General features: G+C 72.4%; 15 protein-coding genes. 5 read left to right on the top strand and 10 right to left on the bottom strand.

Annotated features, from left to right (window positions below; all coding sequences use genetic code 11):
• Positions 1-145 precede the first annotated feature (145 nt).
• On the top strand, positions 146-718 hold the full coding sequence (locus tag ACTOQ3_RS32925; protein ID WP_440087351.1) for an NUDIX domain-containing protein: 573 nt from the start codon (positions 146-148) through the stop codon (positions 716-718).
• 47 nt (positions 719-765) lie between these two features.
• Here ACTOQ3_RS32925 and ACTOQ3_RS32920 read toward each other — a convergent pair whose 3' ends face one another.
• Both ACTOQ3_RS32920 and ACTOQ3_RS32915 read right to left on the bottom strand, forming a co-directional pair.
• A complete protein-coding gene (locus ACTOQ3_RS32920; RefSeq protein WP_440087350.1) occupies positions 766-1,320 on the bottom strand; it encodes a GNAT family N-acetyltransferase in 555 nt (184 codons plus the stop codon).
• A 181-nt stretch (positions 1,321-1,501) separates the two neighbouring features.
• Positions 1,502-2,731 (bottom strand): isochorismate synthase, encoded by a 1,230-nt coding sequence (locus ACTOQ3_RS32915; protein WP_440087349.1) that lies wholly within the window; start codon positions 2,729-2,731, stop codon positions 1,502-1,504.
• A gap of 179 nt (positions 2,732-2,910) precedes the next feature.
• Between ACTOQ3_RS32915 and ACTOQ3_RS32910 the strand changes: the two genes are divergently transcribed.
• Positions 2,911-3,783 carry an SGNH/GDSL hydrolase family protein gene (locus ACTOQ3_RS32910; protein ID WP_440087348.1) on the top strand — a complete coding sequence of 291 codons (873 nt, stop codon included), beginning with the start codon at positions 2,911-2,913 and terminating at the stop codon, positions 3,781-3,783.
• Between the two features lie 154 nt (positions 3,784-3,937).
• On the opposite strand, the gene ACTOQ3_RS32905 is transcribed toward ACTOQ3_RS32910, so the two are convergent.
• From ACTOQ3_RS32905 to ACTOQ3_RS32895, 3 genes are all read right to left on the bottom strand, one after another.
• Positions 3,938-5,122, bottom strand: a complete 1,185-nt coding sequence (locus ACTOQ3_RS32905; protein ID WP_440087347.1) for a zinc-dependent alcohol dehydrogenase — start codon at positions 5,120-5,122, stop codon at positions 3,938-3,940.
• Positions 5,119-5,523, bottom strand: coding sequence for a hypothetical protein (locus tag ACTOQ3_RS32900; protein WP_440087346.1), 405 nt, complete (start codon positions 5,521-5,523; stop codon positions 5,119-5,121). Before ACTOQ3_RS32900 ends, ACTOQ3_RS32905 begins: the two co-directional genes overlap by 4 nt.
• A gap of 297 nt (positions 5,524-5,820) precedes the next feature.
• Positions 5,821-6,471 (bottom strand): hypothetical protein, encoded by a 651-nt coding sequence (locus ACTOQ3_RS32895; protein WP_440087345.1) that lies wholly within the window; start codon positions 6,469-6,471, stop codon positions 5,821-5,823.
• Between the two features lie 389 nt (positions 6,472-6,860).
• Between ACTOQ3_RS32895 and ACTOQ3_RS32890 the strand changes: the two genes are divergently transcribed.
• Positions 6,861-7,109, top strand: coding sequence for a hypothetical protein (locus tag ACTOQ3_RS32890; protein ID WP_440087344.1), 249 nt, complete (start codon positions 6,861-6,863; stop codon positions 7,107-7,109).
• Between the two features lie 94 nt (positions 7,110-7,203).
• On the opposite strand, the gene ACTOQ3_RS32885 is transcribed toward ACTOQ3_RS32890, so the two are convergent.
• From ACTOQ3_RS32885 to ACTOQ3_RS32865, 5 genes are all read right to left on the bottom strand, one after another.
• Positions 7,204-7,809, bottom strand: a complete 606-nt coding sequence (locus ACTOQ3_RS32885) for a response regulator (protein WP_440087426.1) — start codon at positions 7,807-7,809, stop codon at positions 7,204-7,206.
• 17 nt (positions 7,810-7,826) lie between these two features.
• The gene (locus tag ACTOQ3_RS32880; RefSeq protein ID WP_440087343.1) at positions 7,827-8,924 is read right to left on the bottom strand and encodes a sensor histidine kinase; all 1,098 of its coding nucleotides are present in this window, start codon (positions 8,922-8,924) and stop codon (positions 7,827-7,829) included.
• A 118-nt stretch (positions 8,925-9,042) separates the two neighbouring features.
• Positions 9,043-9,768, bottom strand: coding sequence for an ABC transporter permease (locus ACTOQ3_RS32875; protein ID WP_440087341.1), 726 nt, complete (start codon positions 9,766-9,768; stop codon positions 9,043-9,045).
• Complete coding sequence (locus tag ACTOQ3_RS32870; RefSeq protein WP_440087340.1) at positions 9,768-10,766, bottom strand: ABC transporter ATP-binding protein; 999 nt, start codon at positions 10,764-10,766, stop codon at positions 9,768-9,770. The genes ACTOQ3_RS32875 and ACTOQ3_RS32870 overlap by 1 nt, the downstream gene beginning before the upstream one ends.
• 100 nt (positions 10,767-10,866) lie before the next feature.
• Positions 10,867-11,613, bottom strand: coding sequence for an alpha/beta hydrolase (locus tag ACTOQ3_RS32865; RefSeq protein ID WP_440087339.1), 747 nt, complete (start codon positions 11,611-11,613; stop codon positions 10,867-10,869).
• Between the two features lie 80 nt (positions 11,614-11,693).
• Here ACTOQ3_RS32865 and ACTOQ3_RS32860 point away from each other — a divergent pair, with 80 nt between their 5' ends.
• The gene (locus ACTOQ3_RS32860; protein ID WP_440087338.1) at positions 11,694-12,653 is read left to right on the top strand and encodes a helix-turn-helix transcriptional regulator; all 960 of its coding nucleotides are present in this window, start codon (positions 11,694-11,696) and stop codon (positions 12,651-12,653) included.
• 193 nt (positions 12,654-12,846) lie between these two features.
• Positions 12,847-13,083 (top strand): inositol monophosphatase family protein, encoded by a 237-nt coding sequence (locus tag ACTOQ3_RS32855; RefSeq protein ID WP_440087337.1) that lies wholly within the window; start codon positions 12,847-12,849, stop codon positions 13,081-13,083.
• Positions 13,084-13,194 lie beyond the last annotated feature (111 nt).

Here is a 13,194-nt window from a genome sequence, read left to right as displayed (position 1 = left end):
CCGATCTCCGGTCGATCACCCGCTCCCGCCGCCACCCGATGCGGCGGGACCCAGAGGGCAGGGGCAGGACATGGCTGGTAGGGAATGGGTTTCACCTGAGGTTTGGTACGCCTCGTTGTCGACGGCGTATGCCGCCACGGGAGGATTGATCACCAACGCGGCGGACCGGATTCTTCTGGTCAAGCCCAATTACCGGCCGTTCTGGCTCTTTCCCGGTGGAGCGCTCGACGCCGACGAGTTTCCCCACGAAGGGTGCGCCCGCGAGATCCGCGAAGAGCTGGGAGTGAATCTCAAGGTGGGTTCGCTGCTGGTCGTCGACTGGGTCCCGGCCCGAGACGATCGGCCCCGCCCGCTCATGTACTTCCTGTTCGACTGCGGAGTCCTTGACGAGGATCGAATCAGCCTGCAGCACGACGAGCTCGACGAGTACAGGTTCGTCTCGGTCGAGGACGGCCTCACGATGGTGGACCATGCCGCCGCACCTCGGCTCACAGCCGCTCTTCGGGCGCGCCGGAGCGGACACGCCGAATATCTGCCGGCACCGGTCCTGGATGACGGTGCGCCGTCATGCCGTCGCCGCTCCCCGGCCGCCGACCCGTCGCGGAGCGGCGATCACCCGGCGGCCGAGGCGGTGGCGCCGGGCGCGGCCGGCCTCGACGATCGCACCTGCCTGCGCGTGCGGAAGCTCGTCCAACGGGCCGGCGAGCAGGACGGGTGAGGCCGACGGCGCCGTCGCGTACGAAACGGCGCGTCGGCCGGTGCCCCTCAGGGCCGGAGCGGGTCCTTGTCGGCGGGGGAGAGGTCGCTCGGCCAGAGCCGGTAGACGTTGAGGCGCGTCTCGTAGTACTTGTCCGTCTCCCCGACCCACTGCATGCCGATGCGCTTGGCCGTTCCCGCGCCGCGGTCGTTGTTCACCCGGACGACCGCGACGAGCTCGTGGGCGCCGATGGAGAACGCCCACGCGGCCAGGGCGCGGCCGGCCTCGGTGGCGTAGCCCTTCCCCCAGGCGTCGGGGGCGAGCTGCCAGCCGATCTCGATGTCCTCCTCGTCGGGCGGCAGGTATCGCAGGGAGAGGCCGCCGACGACCCGCTGGTCGGAGTTGCGGACGATCGCCCAGCGGCCCAGCGGGGGCGTGAGGGCGCTGCGGCTGCGGGTCCAGGACTCCAGCGTGGCGCGCATCGCCTGCTCGCCTTCGAGCTGCGTCATCGTCGGGGACAGCCACCGGGTGACCTCCGGGACGCCGTAGATGTCGAGGGCCTCAGCGGCGTCGTCGGGACTCCAGTCACGCACCGTGAGGCGGGCGGTGGTCAGTAGTGCCATGTTTTCCTCTCCCTGACGAATTGGCCGGCCGTGCGGCGACGAGAGGACGCCGAGCTTGAGAAAATATCTGTTTCTTGCCGGAAATGTCCGATGTATTGCCCTTGTGAGGGTACGCCCATTCGCCGGGTGGTCACCAGACCACACGGAAACTGCCTGGTCGACGGCGCGTCAGCCCGGAGGGTCAGCCCTCCAGGGCGTACTGCATCACGCGGAGCTTGGCCTGGGCCTCCGCGAGCTCGGAGGCGGGGTCGGAGTCGCCCATGATGCCGCAGCCGGCGAACAGGCGGGCTCTGGAGCCCTCGATCTGGGCGCAGCGCAGCGCGATGCCCCACTCTCCGTCACCACGCGCGTCGATCCAGCCGACCGGCCCGGCGTACCCGGCCCGGTCCATGCCCTCCAGCTCCCGGATGACGCCGAGTGCCGCCCCGGTGGGGGTGCCGCCGACGGCGGCGGTCGGGTGCATGGCCGCCACCACGTCCAGGACCGAGGCCCCGTCCGACAGGCGCCCGCTCACCGGGCTGGCCAGGTGCTGGACGTTGGAGAGCACCAGGAGCTCGGGCTCCTCGGGGATCTTCAGCTCGGCGCAGAGCGGGTCGAGCGCCTCGCGCACCGACGCGACCGCGCAGGCGTGCTCGTGGCGGTTCTTCTCCGAGGTGAACAGGGCCGTGCCGCGCGCCACGTCGTCGGCCTGGTCGGCGCCCCGCGCGATCGTGCCGGCCAGCACCAGGGACTCGACGGTCTCCCCGGTACGCCGGACCAGCAGTTCGGGGGTGGCGCCGACCAGTCCGGCGCAGGAGAAGGTGTAGCACTCCGGATAGCGGTCGGCCAGGCGGGCCAGCAGCAGCCGGACGTCGATCGGCCGCTCCGCGACGGCGGTCAGGTCGCGGGCCAGCACGGTCTTCTCCAGGTGGCCCGACCTGATCCGCCGGACGGCCCTGGCCACGGCGTGCTCCCACTCGGGCGCGGTCAGGCTGCCGTCGCCGTACCGGATCCTGCCCGGGGTGCGGAGCGGGGTGACCGCGTCGAGCCGCCGTTCGCCGACGGTGGTCAGCCAGGCGCGGCCGTCGCGGCGGGCGAGGATGGTCTGGGGGACGACGAGGGCCGAGCCGCGGGCCTCCGGGTCGAAGGTGAACGAGCCGAAGGCGACGGGGCCCGAGCCGGGCGCCACCACGTCGTCGTCGACGTGCGCCTCGCCGAAGAGATCCGAGAGCCGGTCACGGGCCCAGTCGAAACGCCGGGGGCCGGGCGGCACGGCCAGACGGATGGCCTCACCCCAGGCGACCAGGCCCTCCCCGTGCCTGACCCAGGCGTAGGGGGCGGTCTCCGGCAGTCGTGCGAACAGGTCACCGGGGTCGTCGACGGGGGTGGTCGTCACCACGAGAGGACGGGTTGATCCGAGCGCTACACTCACCCCCGCCACTCTATGCGTGAAACTGAACGTGTTCGACGGCGGTTCTCCCGGCAGCACACCCGCCACGCCGTGTCAAGAAAACCAAGGTACTCGGTCAACGGGCCGTACTGTCCTGGCCTGCGGTGATACATCCGAAGCAGACGCGATCTCTCAGCGGAGGTGTCATGCTTCGCACGACTGTGACAGCACTCACAGGGCTGAGCGCCCTCACGACCGCCTGGCTGGCCCCCGCCGGAGCCGTCCAGGCGGCGCAACCCTGGCGGCCGGTGGTCATGGCCGCGCTCGGCGACTCCATCAGCGCCGGGTTCAACGCCTGCGGCTGGTACCTCACCTGCACCTCGCGCTCCTGGTCCACCGGTGACCACCAGAGCGTCCGGAGCCAGTACGTGAGGCTGCGCGCCCTGGACGCGGCCGTCGCCGGGCACAACGTGAACCTCGCCGTCCCCGGCTCCACCAGCGCCGACCTCGCAGGGCAGATGGCCCGCGCGGTCGGCAAGCGCGCCGACTACGTGACGGTGCTGATCGGCGCCCAGGACGCCTGCGTGTCCGAGGAGCGGCGGATGACCCCGGTGGCCGTCTACGAGCGGCGGGTGGCCGAGGCCCTGGCGCTGTTCCGGGCCGGGCGGCCCGGCGGCCGGGTGTTCGTGGCGAGCATTCCCGACATCAAGCGGCTGTGGCAGATCGGCAAGGGCAACCCGGTGGCGCGCGGGTTCTGGGCGGTGGGCCGGATCTGCCCCACCATGCTGGCGCGGCCCACCTCGACCTCGGCGGCCGACCGGGCGCGCCGCGACCGCGTGCGCGCCCGGGTGGCCGCCTACAACGTCGCGCTCGCCAGGGTCTGCGCGGCGTACGGCCCCGCCTGCCGTTTCGACGGCAACGAGGTGTTCAGGCAGCGGTTCACGGTCGGCCACCTCAGCAAGTGGGACTTCTTCCACCCCAACGCCGCGGGCCAGAAGCTGATCGCGGAGAAGACCTACGCGATGATGCACGACTGGCTCACCGAGGACGCCTCCGACCCCGCTCCCGACCCCGCTCCCGCGCCCGTTCTCTGACCTCACCCGGTCCTGGCCCTCGCGCCCGGCCTTTCACTCTCTGTGACCACTGTCTTCGCTGTTCGCCACCGCGTACGGCGACACCGATGGGACGGCCCCGCGCGGTCGCCACCGCGCGGGGCCGGCGGGACGCCGTGCCCGCGCGGTGCGGAGGTCACGCCTCCGGTCCCTGGGGCCGGAAGACGGCCCGCACGCAACCGTCCTGCTTCTCTTTGAAGAGCCGGTAGCCGCGAGGCCCCTCGTCGAGGCTCATCGGGTGAGTCTGCAGGTGGGCCGCGTCGATCTCGCCCTTGGCCATGCGCTCCAGCAGCATCGGGATGTAGCGCTGACCGTGCTGTTGCCCGCTGCGCAGGGTGAGCGCCTTGTTCATCACGGCGCCCATGGGGAACTTGTCGACGAAACCGAGATAGACGCCCAGTACCGCGACCGTGCCGCCCTTGCGGCAGGCGTGGATCGCCTGCCGCAGCGGGATGCCGCGGTCGGTCTGCAACCGCAGGGCCTGCTTGGCCCGGTCGTAGGCGTACTGGGCGCCGGTGCCGTGCCCTTCCATGCCGACCGCCTCGATGCACACGTCGGGACCGCGGCCCCCGGTGAGTTCCTTGAGCGTGCCGAGGAGATCGGTGCGCTCGTAGTCGATCGTCTCGGCGCCGGCGTGGCGCTCGGCCATGACCAGCCGTTCGGGGAAGCGGTCGATGCCGATGACCCGCTCGGCACCCATCAGCGCGGCGGCGCGCATGGCCATCTGGCCGACGCCGCCGCACCCCCACACGGCCACCACGTCGCCGGGGCCGACCCCGCCGATGTCGGCCCCCATCCAGCCGGTGGGCACCGCGTCGGAGGCGAACACCGCGTTGGAGTCGCTCACCCCCTCCGGCACCACGAAGGCGTTGACGTCGACGAAGGGCACTCGCACGTACTCGGCGTGGCTGCCGGCGTACCCGCCCAGGGCGTGGGAGTAGGCAAAGATGCCCGCGCCCGAGTGACCGATCAAGTTCTCCAGGAACCCGGGATTGGGGTTGCTGTTGTCGCACAGCGAGTACATCTCCTGGCGGCAGTAGTGGCAGCCGCCGCACCCGATGATCGAGCACACCACCACCCGCTCGCCGACCCGGCGCTCGCGCACGTCGGGCCCGACCTCCACGATCTCCCCGACGAACTCGTGGCCGAGGACGTCGCCGGCCATCATCGTCGGCACGTAGCCGTCGAGCAGGTGCAGGTCGGAGCCGCAGGTGGCGCTGGCGATCACCTTGACCACCGCGTCGCGGCGGTTGAGCAGCCCGGGATCGGGGACGTCCTCGACGGACACCTCGTTGACGCCCGTCCAGCAGATGGCCTTCACCGGATTCCCCCTCGCATCAGTCGCTTGGCGAGGGGCAGCCCGAACCGGCCCGTCGCCGTCCTGCGGCCCTCGGTCTGGCCCTCGACGCGCAACACCTCGCCGGTCTCGATCCGTTGTTTGACCGCGCGCAGCCGCTCCCGATGATCGGCTCGCGAGGAACGTACGGCCGCCTCGGTCCCGCGCCCGCCCGGAGCGGCGGTCAGGCGCATCTCGCACTCCTCGGCCAGGCGCTTCAGCTCCTCCGGACGGTCGGGCCCGCTCAGGAGGGCGGAGGGACGGTCGATCGTGAGCGCGTACCACTCGGTGGGATTCGGTGACGGCGGGCGAGTCAGCACCCGTCCGGCCGCGGCGGCGGCGACGCCGGCGGCTGTGACCGCCAGCCCTTTGAACAGGAGATTCATGTCCGCGAACTCCTTTCTCCGGAAGGAAAAGGATCTTCCGGTGAGGCCCTCATCGGCGGGCGGGAGGTGAGGAGGCGTCCGGCCGGAGCGGGTCCGGCGGAGACGTCGTCAGTGGCCGGTTGGCGAGACCGCTCGGCGCGCCGGACAGATCCCGGCCGGTGAAGGTTCTTCCACGCACGAAAGTCCCTCGCTCACGACCACCGTGACGGTGCCGCCACGGAAATGGCCGGTTACCCGGTATGGGGGCGAGTACTCGGGAAAGGGGCAACGAATCCGCCGGAGTCGCCCCGAGGAGGGTCAATGTGACACGGGCGGCGCGTCACGCCCCTGCCGGGAGCCCGCGTACGCCTCCTGCCGCAGGCGGCGCAACCAGCCGGCCATGCGGAGCGCGGGATGGCCGTTCACGACCGGGTCGAAGGCCACATCCGGCATCCCGGGGCCGTCGTGGACGGTCAGCGTCGCCAACCTCCAGGGCCGTCTCCCGGCGGGGGCGGCAAGGAGATGGAAGGTGAACGGCCCGCGAGCCGGCGACCGGCGCAGGCGCCGCGGCTCGGCGGGCAGGGCGGGACCGGCCGGGGCGGCGACCAGGCGCACCCTCCCGCGCGGGTGACGGTAGGCCGCGAGAGTGGAGTACGGACCGGCGGTGAAGCTCGTGCGCGGCCACAGCAGCCGGTCCGCTCCCGGCCACCGGCCGCAGGTGGACAGCAGGAGGTCCAGGTTTCGCCCGTCGCCCGCGCCACCGGGAATCCGCAGCGCCAGCCCGAGGACGTCGGGCAGCGGCCAGGGAAGGGACATGGCCCTGGAGAGCCGGGTCGTCACCTCGGTGCGTCCTGGTTCGTCGAACACGCCGATCCCCAGCGGCCGGCGAGAAGGGGCGTCGACGGTCAGGACGCCGGGCAGGACCGCGCCGTCCGGGTGCAGGGCCCTGCCGCCGCGCCCACGGGCCACCGCTCGGAAGAGTCGTCGCGCCACCCCGCCAGAGATCAGAACAGAATTCGGTGAAGGCATGCCGGGTCCCTTCCCGGCATCGGCACCCTGACGCGCCGAGAGGCCGCCGGAGGCGCGGATCGTGGCTCGCCACGGGACGGGGAGCGGTGTAGGGCGGAATTTCCCGGGTAACACCGGGCAAGTCCGGGTCATCGGCTTCGGGGGAGGCGTCATGGACGCGCAGGGCACGCGCGGGCGCCCGTTCCCCTTGGCGGACGGTCGGGCGACGTTTCCTCCGACCGGTGCGCCACGTCCCGTCCCAGGCCGGACGACCGAGCACTGCTCACGAACCACCCCCTCCGAAGGCCGCTCCCGGCGGAACGCCGGACGAACGGGGAAAGGACGCACCCATGGCACTCGTCGATCGAGATCACGTCCGCGAACTGCTGGAGTCGCCGGAACCCGACACGACGCTGATCCTCGTTGATGGCACGTGCCGGGTGGTCCCCGCGGACCAGGTCGAGGGCCTGACCGTCATCAGCCGGCGCGAACTGCAGGACCAGTTCGCCGGCGAGGAGATGAGCGGGGAGATGAGCGGGGAGCGGCTTGATCAGCTGGCCCAGCGGCTGGACACCGTCGTCCGTGATCTCGGGGCCTGACCGGCGCCCCGCGAACGCGGCCTCAGGAGGAAACCGCTCGGAGGCTCGCCGAGGATGAGCAGCGACACCGTCCGGCCGGTTCCGCGCCGGTCGTTCAGAGCCAGCCGTTGTGCCGGGCGGCGCGGGCGGCCTCGATGCGGTTGCGGGTGCCGGTCTTGCCGATCGCGGCGGACAGGTAGTTGCGCACCGTGCTCTCCGACAGGTGCAGCCGCCGGGAGATGTCGGAGATCGTCGCGCCGTCGACCGCCGCGGCCAGCACGTCCCGCTCGCGATCGGTCAGCGGGCTGGCACCGGCGCTCAGCGCGGCGGCGGCCAGCGCGGGGTCGATCACCTTCTCGCCCGCCAGGGCCCGGCGGATCGCCGCGGCGAGCTCCTCCACGGGGCCGTCCTTGACCAGGAACCCCGCGGCGCCCGCCTCCATCGCCCGCCGCAGGTAGCCGGGCCTGCCGAACGTGGTCAGGATCAGCACCCGGCAACCCGGCAGCCGGTCCCGCAGCTCGGCCGCGGCGTCCAGGCCGCTGCTCCCGGGCATCTCGATGTCCAGCAGGGCGACGTCGGGGCGCGCGGTGAGCGCGGCGGGCACGACCTCGTCGCCCCGGGTGACCGTGGCGACGACCTCGAGGTCGTCCTCCAGGTCGAGGAGCAGGGCCAGCGCGCTGCGCATCATGCCCTGGTCCTCCGCCAGCAGCACTCTGATCATGGGAGCGTCAGGAGCGGTCATGGGAGCGTCACCCTCAGCAGGAAGCCGTCGCGGTCGCGGGTCTCCAGGGTCCCGCCGAGGGCGACGACCCGCTCGGTCAGGCCGCGCAGGCCGTTGCCGAAGGGGCTCCCGCCACGCCCCCGCCCGTCGTCGCGGATCTCCAGCATCGTTCCCTCCAGGGTGATCTCGCAGGTGCGGGCGGCGCTGTGGCGGACCACGTTGGTCACCCCCTCCCGCACGGCCCAGCCCAGCAGGGCGTCGGCCTCCGGGGCCGGCCGCTCCCCGGTGACGGTGACGGTGGCGGCGATGCCCGCGTCGGCCAGAACCGTACGCGCCGAGGCCAGCTCGGCGGCCAGCCCCCGGCCACGGTAACCGGTGACCGCGGCCCGCACCTCGGTCAGCGCCTTCCTGCCGACGGCTTCGATGTCGGCGGCCTGCCGCGCCGCCGCCTCGCCGTCGCGGGGGGCCAGCCGCCGTACGGCCTCGGCCTTGACCACCATCACCGACAGGGTGTGCCCGAGCAGGTCGTGCAGGTCGCGGGAGAACCGCAGCCGCTCCTCGGCCACCGCGGCGCGGGCCAGCTCCTCGCGGGTCTCCTGGAGCTCGGCGATCACGGAGAACAGCTTCAGGACGATGCTGACCACCAGGCCGCCGGTGGTCGTCCCCCAGGTGGCCAGGGAGATGCTCGCCCAGCTCGCCCCCGCGCGCCACATCACCACGACCAGCGCGAGCGTCAGGGCCGTGAGGAGGAGGTAGACGGACCTCCCGCGCAGCACGGCCCCGCAGGCGATGGTCATCAGCGGCGCGAGGTAGAACCAGTTGTGCGCGAACCCCGCCAGCAGCAGGAAGGCCACCACCAGCAGCCCGGCCAGCACCACGGCCGCCGCGCGCCGCCGGTCGCGGAAGGACAACCGGATGCACAGCACGTACAGGACGGCGAAGGCGGCGATCCCCAGCGCGGCGGGCGGCACCGGCCGCACCTGCCCCGCCACGAGGTCGCTGATCGGGGGGTAGACGAGCAGCAGCCACGGGTAGAAGGCGAGCTCTCCCGGCCCTCCCCGCCTGGCCCTCCCCGGTCCTCCTCGCCCGGCCGTCCCCGGCTCTCCCGGTTTCACCGTTCCAGGTCCTCCCCGGCCCGCCGCCTCCGGCGCCTCGGGTCCCCTCTGCCTCACCCGTCGCGCCTCTCGCGGTCCTTCCGGCTTCCCGCTCACCCGGCCACTCCTATCACGCGGCTCACCCCACGCGCCCGGACCGGCGGTAGCCGTGCACCGCCAGGATCCCGAAGGCGACCAGCCAGCCGGTCAGCATCAGCGCCGTGCCCACCTCGGGTGCCTCCCCGAAGGCGACCTTCCGCGACAGGTCGGCGTAGCCGAAGCTCGGCGTCCACTCCGCGACGGCCCGCAACCAGGAGGGGAAGGCCTCGGCGGGCAGCCACAGCCCTCCGATGACGGCCATCGACATGTTGGCCGCGATGTTGAGCACGGCGGCGGTCTGGCCGCTGAACAGGTAGCCGAAGGCCAGGCCGAGCAGGGTGAAGGGCAGCGAGCCGGCCCAGAGCAGGAGCACGATCGAGATCCACTGCCAGGTCTCCATCCGTACCCCGTTGAGCAGCGCCGCCGACAGGGACACACCGATGATCACGGGCAGTACCACGAGCATGCCGGTGGCCGCCTTGCCCGCGACCACCCGTGCCGGGGCCAGCGGAGTGATCCGCAGCTGCCGCAGCCAGCCCGCCGACCTGTCCTCGGCGATGCCGCCGCCGTTGTTGAGAGCCGAGCCGATCGCGCCGAAGGCGGCCATGTTGACCATCACGTAGAGGGCGGCCAGGACGCGGTCGTCGCCCGTCACGCCGAGGTTGGTGAAGAGGAGGTACATCGTCACGGGCATCGCGAAACCCATGATCACGTATCCCGGGTCGCGGAGGGTCCTGGTGAACTCCAGGCGGATGTAGCCGAGCATCACGCCTCCACCTCCGTCATCCCCGGTGCCCGCCGCGATGCCTGTCCCGGTGCCTGTCCCGGTGCCGGTCCGGATGTCGGTCCCGGTGTCGGCCTCGGCGCCGGTCCGGGTATCAGCTCTGTCAGCGCGATGAAGGCGTCCTCGAGCGCGGCGGGGACGACCTCGAGGTCTCGTACGGCTCCCGCCGCCGCCAGCGCCACGACGGTGGCGTCGGCGTCGCGGGTACGCAGGTGGGCCCGCCCACCCCGGATCTCGGCCGAGACGACCCCGGGCAGGCGTTCCAGCGAGGCGGCCTCCCCGGTGGCGGTGACGCTGACCGTGGACAGCGCGACCAGGCGCTTGATCTCCCTGCTGGTACCGTCGGCCGCGATCCGGCCCCGGTCGATCACCACCACCCGGTCGGCGTACTCGTCGGCCTCCTCCAGGTAGTGGGTGGAGAACAGGATCGTCTTGCCGCGCGCGGCGAAGGCGCGCATGCTCTCCCAGAACTCCCGCCTGGCCCGCACGTCCAGCGCCGAGGTCGGCTCGTCCAGCAACATCAGGTCGGGGTCCCCGGCCAGCGCCAGCGCGAAGCGGACCCGTTGCGCCTGGCCGCCCGACAGCCGCTCCATCCTGCGGCCGGCCAGCCCTTCCAGCCCGGCGGTCGCCAGGACCTCCTCCAGCGGGAGCGGCGACCGGTAGGTCCCGGAGACGAAACCGACCAGCTCGCGGACCGTGGTCCGGGGAACGAGGCCGCCCTCCTGGGGCATCGCCGCCAGCCGCCCGCTCCGGACCGCGTTCTCGGGGGAGTCCCCGAAGACGCGCACCGTCCCGGAGCCGGGGGCCAGCAGCCCGAGCAGCAGCCCGATCGTGGTCGATTTCCCCGCGCCGTTGGGGCCGAGCAGGGCGACGGTCTGCCCGGCGGGGATGTCGAGGCTGAGCCCGTCCACGGCGCGCACCGCCCCGAAACATTTGGTCACGTCCCTGAGGGACACCGCGTCGTTCACGTCGTTCGTCATGGTGAAGACGCTACGGAGAGCGCGTTATCCGGGGCAGATCCATCGATCCGGAACCACCAGTGACAAATGTCCTCCCGGAGCCCCGCGGTGCCCCGGCCCCTCAGCCCCCTAGCGCGGCCAGCGCGGCGGCGGTCTCCTCCGGCCTGGAGACCATCGGCCAGTGCCCGGTCGGCACCTCGGCGAAGCTCCACTCGGGCCCGGCGAGCGCGGCGAAGTAGGGGTGACCGGAGGCGATCATGGCGTGCACCCGCTCCAACGGGAACGAGCAGGTGACGAGCGTCTTGGGCAGCGCGGACGCGCCGCCCTTGAGCACCAGCGGCTGGGTCATCGTCCCGTACGGCTGCGGGGTCGCGCGGGAGGCGAGCCATTCACGCTCGGCCTCGCCCAGTCCCTCCAGGCCGGCCCCGGCCTCCTCCTGCTCCTCCCAGGAGGGCAACGGGTAGCGCACCCCGTCGCCCCGCTCGGCGACCCGCCTCTCGATGAACGCCCGCCACCCGGGCTCGTGGAGGTCCAGATGGGTCGTTCCGTCGGCCGTCGGCCCGCTCTCGACGTAGACGATCCGGGCGACGCGCTCGGGGATCCGGTCGGCCGCGCCGGTGACCGGGCCGCCGGCCCCGCTGTGGGCGACGAGGATCACCTCGGTCAGGTCCGCGAAGACGACGGTGTTGACGATGTCCTGGATGTGGGTCTCCAGGTCGACCTCGGGGCCCGCCAGGTGAACCCTGTCGCCGAGGCCGGTGAGCGTGACCGGGTGGACGTCGTGCCCGGCCTCGCGCAGCGGTCCGGTGACCTTCTCCCAGGCCCACGCGCCGAGCCAGAAACCGGGGACCAGGACGTACGTGCTCATCGTGTCTCTCCTCTGTTCGCCTGGCCTCACCCTAGAATCGAATCCGGACAGTATCGGTCCTGATTTTGAGGGGAATCCAGATGACCGCCGCCCGGGTGCTCGCGCTACTGGAGTTGCTGCAGGCCGTCCCCGGCCTGACCGGCCCGGATCTCGCCGCGAGGCTGGAGGTGGACGAGCGCACGGTCCGCCGCTACGCGGTGAGGCTGTCGGAGCTCGGGGTGCCGGTCCAGGCCGAACGGGGCCGCCACGGCGGTTACCGGCTGCTGCCCGGCTACAAGCTCCCGCCGCTCATGCTCACCGACGACGAGGCCACCGCCGTGGTGCTGGGGCTGCTGGCCGGGCGGCGGACCGGGCTGGCGGTGGGGGAGGCCGCGACCGAGAGCGCGCTGGCCAAGATCCAGCGGGTGCTTCCGCGCCCGTTGCGCGAGCGCGTCGACGCGGTGTCGGAGACGCTGGGCCACACCGGGAGGGCGGTGTCGAAGGTGAGCACCCCGAGGGCGGGACCGCTGCTCACCCTCGCCGACGCCGCCCGGCGCCGGGTCACCGTCCGGCTGGCCTACCGCTCCTGGCGCGGCGACGCCTCCGAGCGCGACCTGGACCCGTACGGCATCGTCTTCCACTCCGGCCGCTGGTACGTCGCCGGGCTCGACCACGGCAGCGGGGAGATCAGGACGTTCCGGGTGGACCGGGTGGCGGGCGCCGTGCACACCGAGCGGGGCTTCCAGGTGCCCGACGGCTTCGACCCGGTGGCCCACGTGGTCGGGTCGCTGTCGGCGGTGCCCTACAGGCACGAGGTCAGGGTGCTGCTGGAGACCACCCTGGAGGAGGCCGCCGCGCGGATTCCGGCCTCCACGGCGACGCTGTCCGAGACCTCCGGCGGGGTGTCGCTGGACACCAGGGCCGAGCGGCTGGACGGGATGGCGCAGATGCTCGCCGGGCTCGGCTGGCCGTTCGTCGTGATCACTCCCGCCGAGCTGCGCGACGAGGTCAGGGCACTGGCCGCCCGCCTCGTCGCCTCCGCCGACGGCACCCCGCCCTGACCCCGGCCCTCGCCGGTCATCTCGGTCATCTCGGTCATCTCGGCCGCAAGGTCAAAGCGGGCGCCTGGCCGCCGACAGCCACGCGCGGGTCCTGCGCCTCCCGGTCACGGCGAGTCGTGAACAGCCGAACGCGGGCCGCGTGCCCGCCGATTCCGCCGATCGAACGGTGAAGAACCGCGCCTATCCTGTCCACATGCCGATCACGGACGAGGAACTGGCCGTCGCGGCAGCGCGATCGGGAGCCGCTGTCTTGGGAGCCATGTACGGTGCGTCGCTGAAGCGCTTCGAGAAATCCGCGGATGACTTCGCCGCATCCGCTGACCTCGAAGCGGAGAGCGCCATCGTCGACGTCATTCGCGCGGCCCGGCCGGACGACGCCGTGACGGGCGAGGAGGGCGAAGGAAGAGGTCCCAGGTTCGAGTCCTGGTAGTCCTACCCAGCTCAGAGGTCGTTTCCCGGGCCGGGAAGTGGCCTTTTGATCTTCCGGGCGACCACGCTGCCTTGACCTCAATGGGGAAGATCATGTCCATCGCCTCGGCTC

The organism is Streptosporangium sp. LJ11 (assembly GCF_051918945.1).
In the GTDB taxonomy this organism is placed as follows: Bacteria; Actinomycetota; Actinomycetes; order Streptosporangiales; family Streptosporangiaceae; genus Streptosporangium.
This window is presented reverse-complemented; position numbering and strand designations above follow the sequence as displayed.

Excerpts from the sequence above, each read along its gene's own strand:
- ACTOQ3_RS32920 (WP_440087350.1), bottom strand. The coding sequence starts at position 1,320 with ATGGCACTACTGACCACCGCCCGCCTCACGGTGCGTGACTGGAGTCCC.
- ACTOQ3_RS32900 (WP_440087346.1), bottom strand. The coding sequence starts at position 5,523 with ATGAATCTCCTGTTCAAAGGGCTGGCGGTCACAGCCGCCGGCGTCGCC.
- ACTOQ3_RS32890 (WP_440087344.1), top strand. The coding sequence starts at position 6,861 with ATGGCACTCGTCGATCGAGATCACGTCCGCGAACTGCTGGAGTCGCCG.
- ACTOQ3_RS32885 (WP_440087426.1), bottom strand. The coding sequence starts at position 7,809 with ATGATCAGAGTGCTGCTGGCGGAGGACCAGGGCATGATGCGCAGCGCG.
- ACTOQ3_RS32875 (WP_440087341.1), bottom strand. The coding sequence starts at position 9,768 with ATGCTCGGCTACATCCGCCTGGAGTTCACCAGGACCCTCCGCGACCCG.
- ACTOQ3_RS32870 (WP_440087340.1), bottom strand. The coding sequence starts at position 10,766 with ATGACGAACGACGTGAACGACGCGGTGTCCCTCAGGGACGTGACCAAA.
- ACTOQ3_RS32865 (WP_440087339.1), bottom strand. The coding sequence starts at position 11,613 with ATGAGCACGTACGTCCTGGTCCCCGGTTTCTGGCTCGGCGCGTGGGCC.
- ACTOQ3_RS32860 (WP_440087338.1), top strand. The coding sequence starts at position 11,694 with ATGACCGCCGCCCGGGTGCTCGCGCTACTGGAGTTGCTGCAGGCCGTC.
- ACTOQ3_RS32855 (WP_440087337.1), top strand. The coding sequence starts at position 12,847 with ATGCCGATCACGGACGAGGAACTGGCCGTCGCGGCAGCGCGATCGGGA.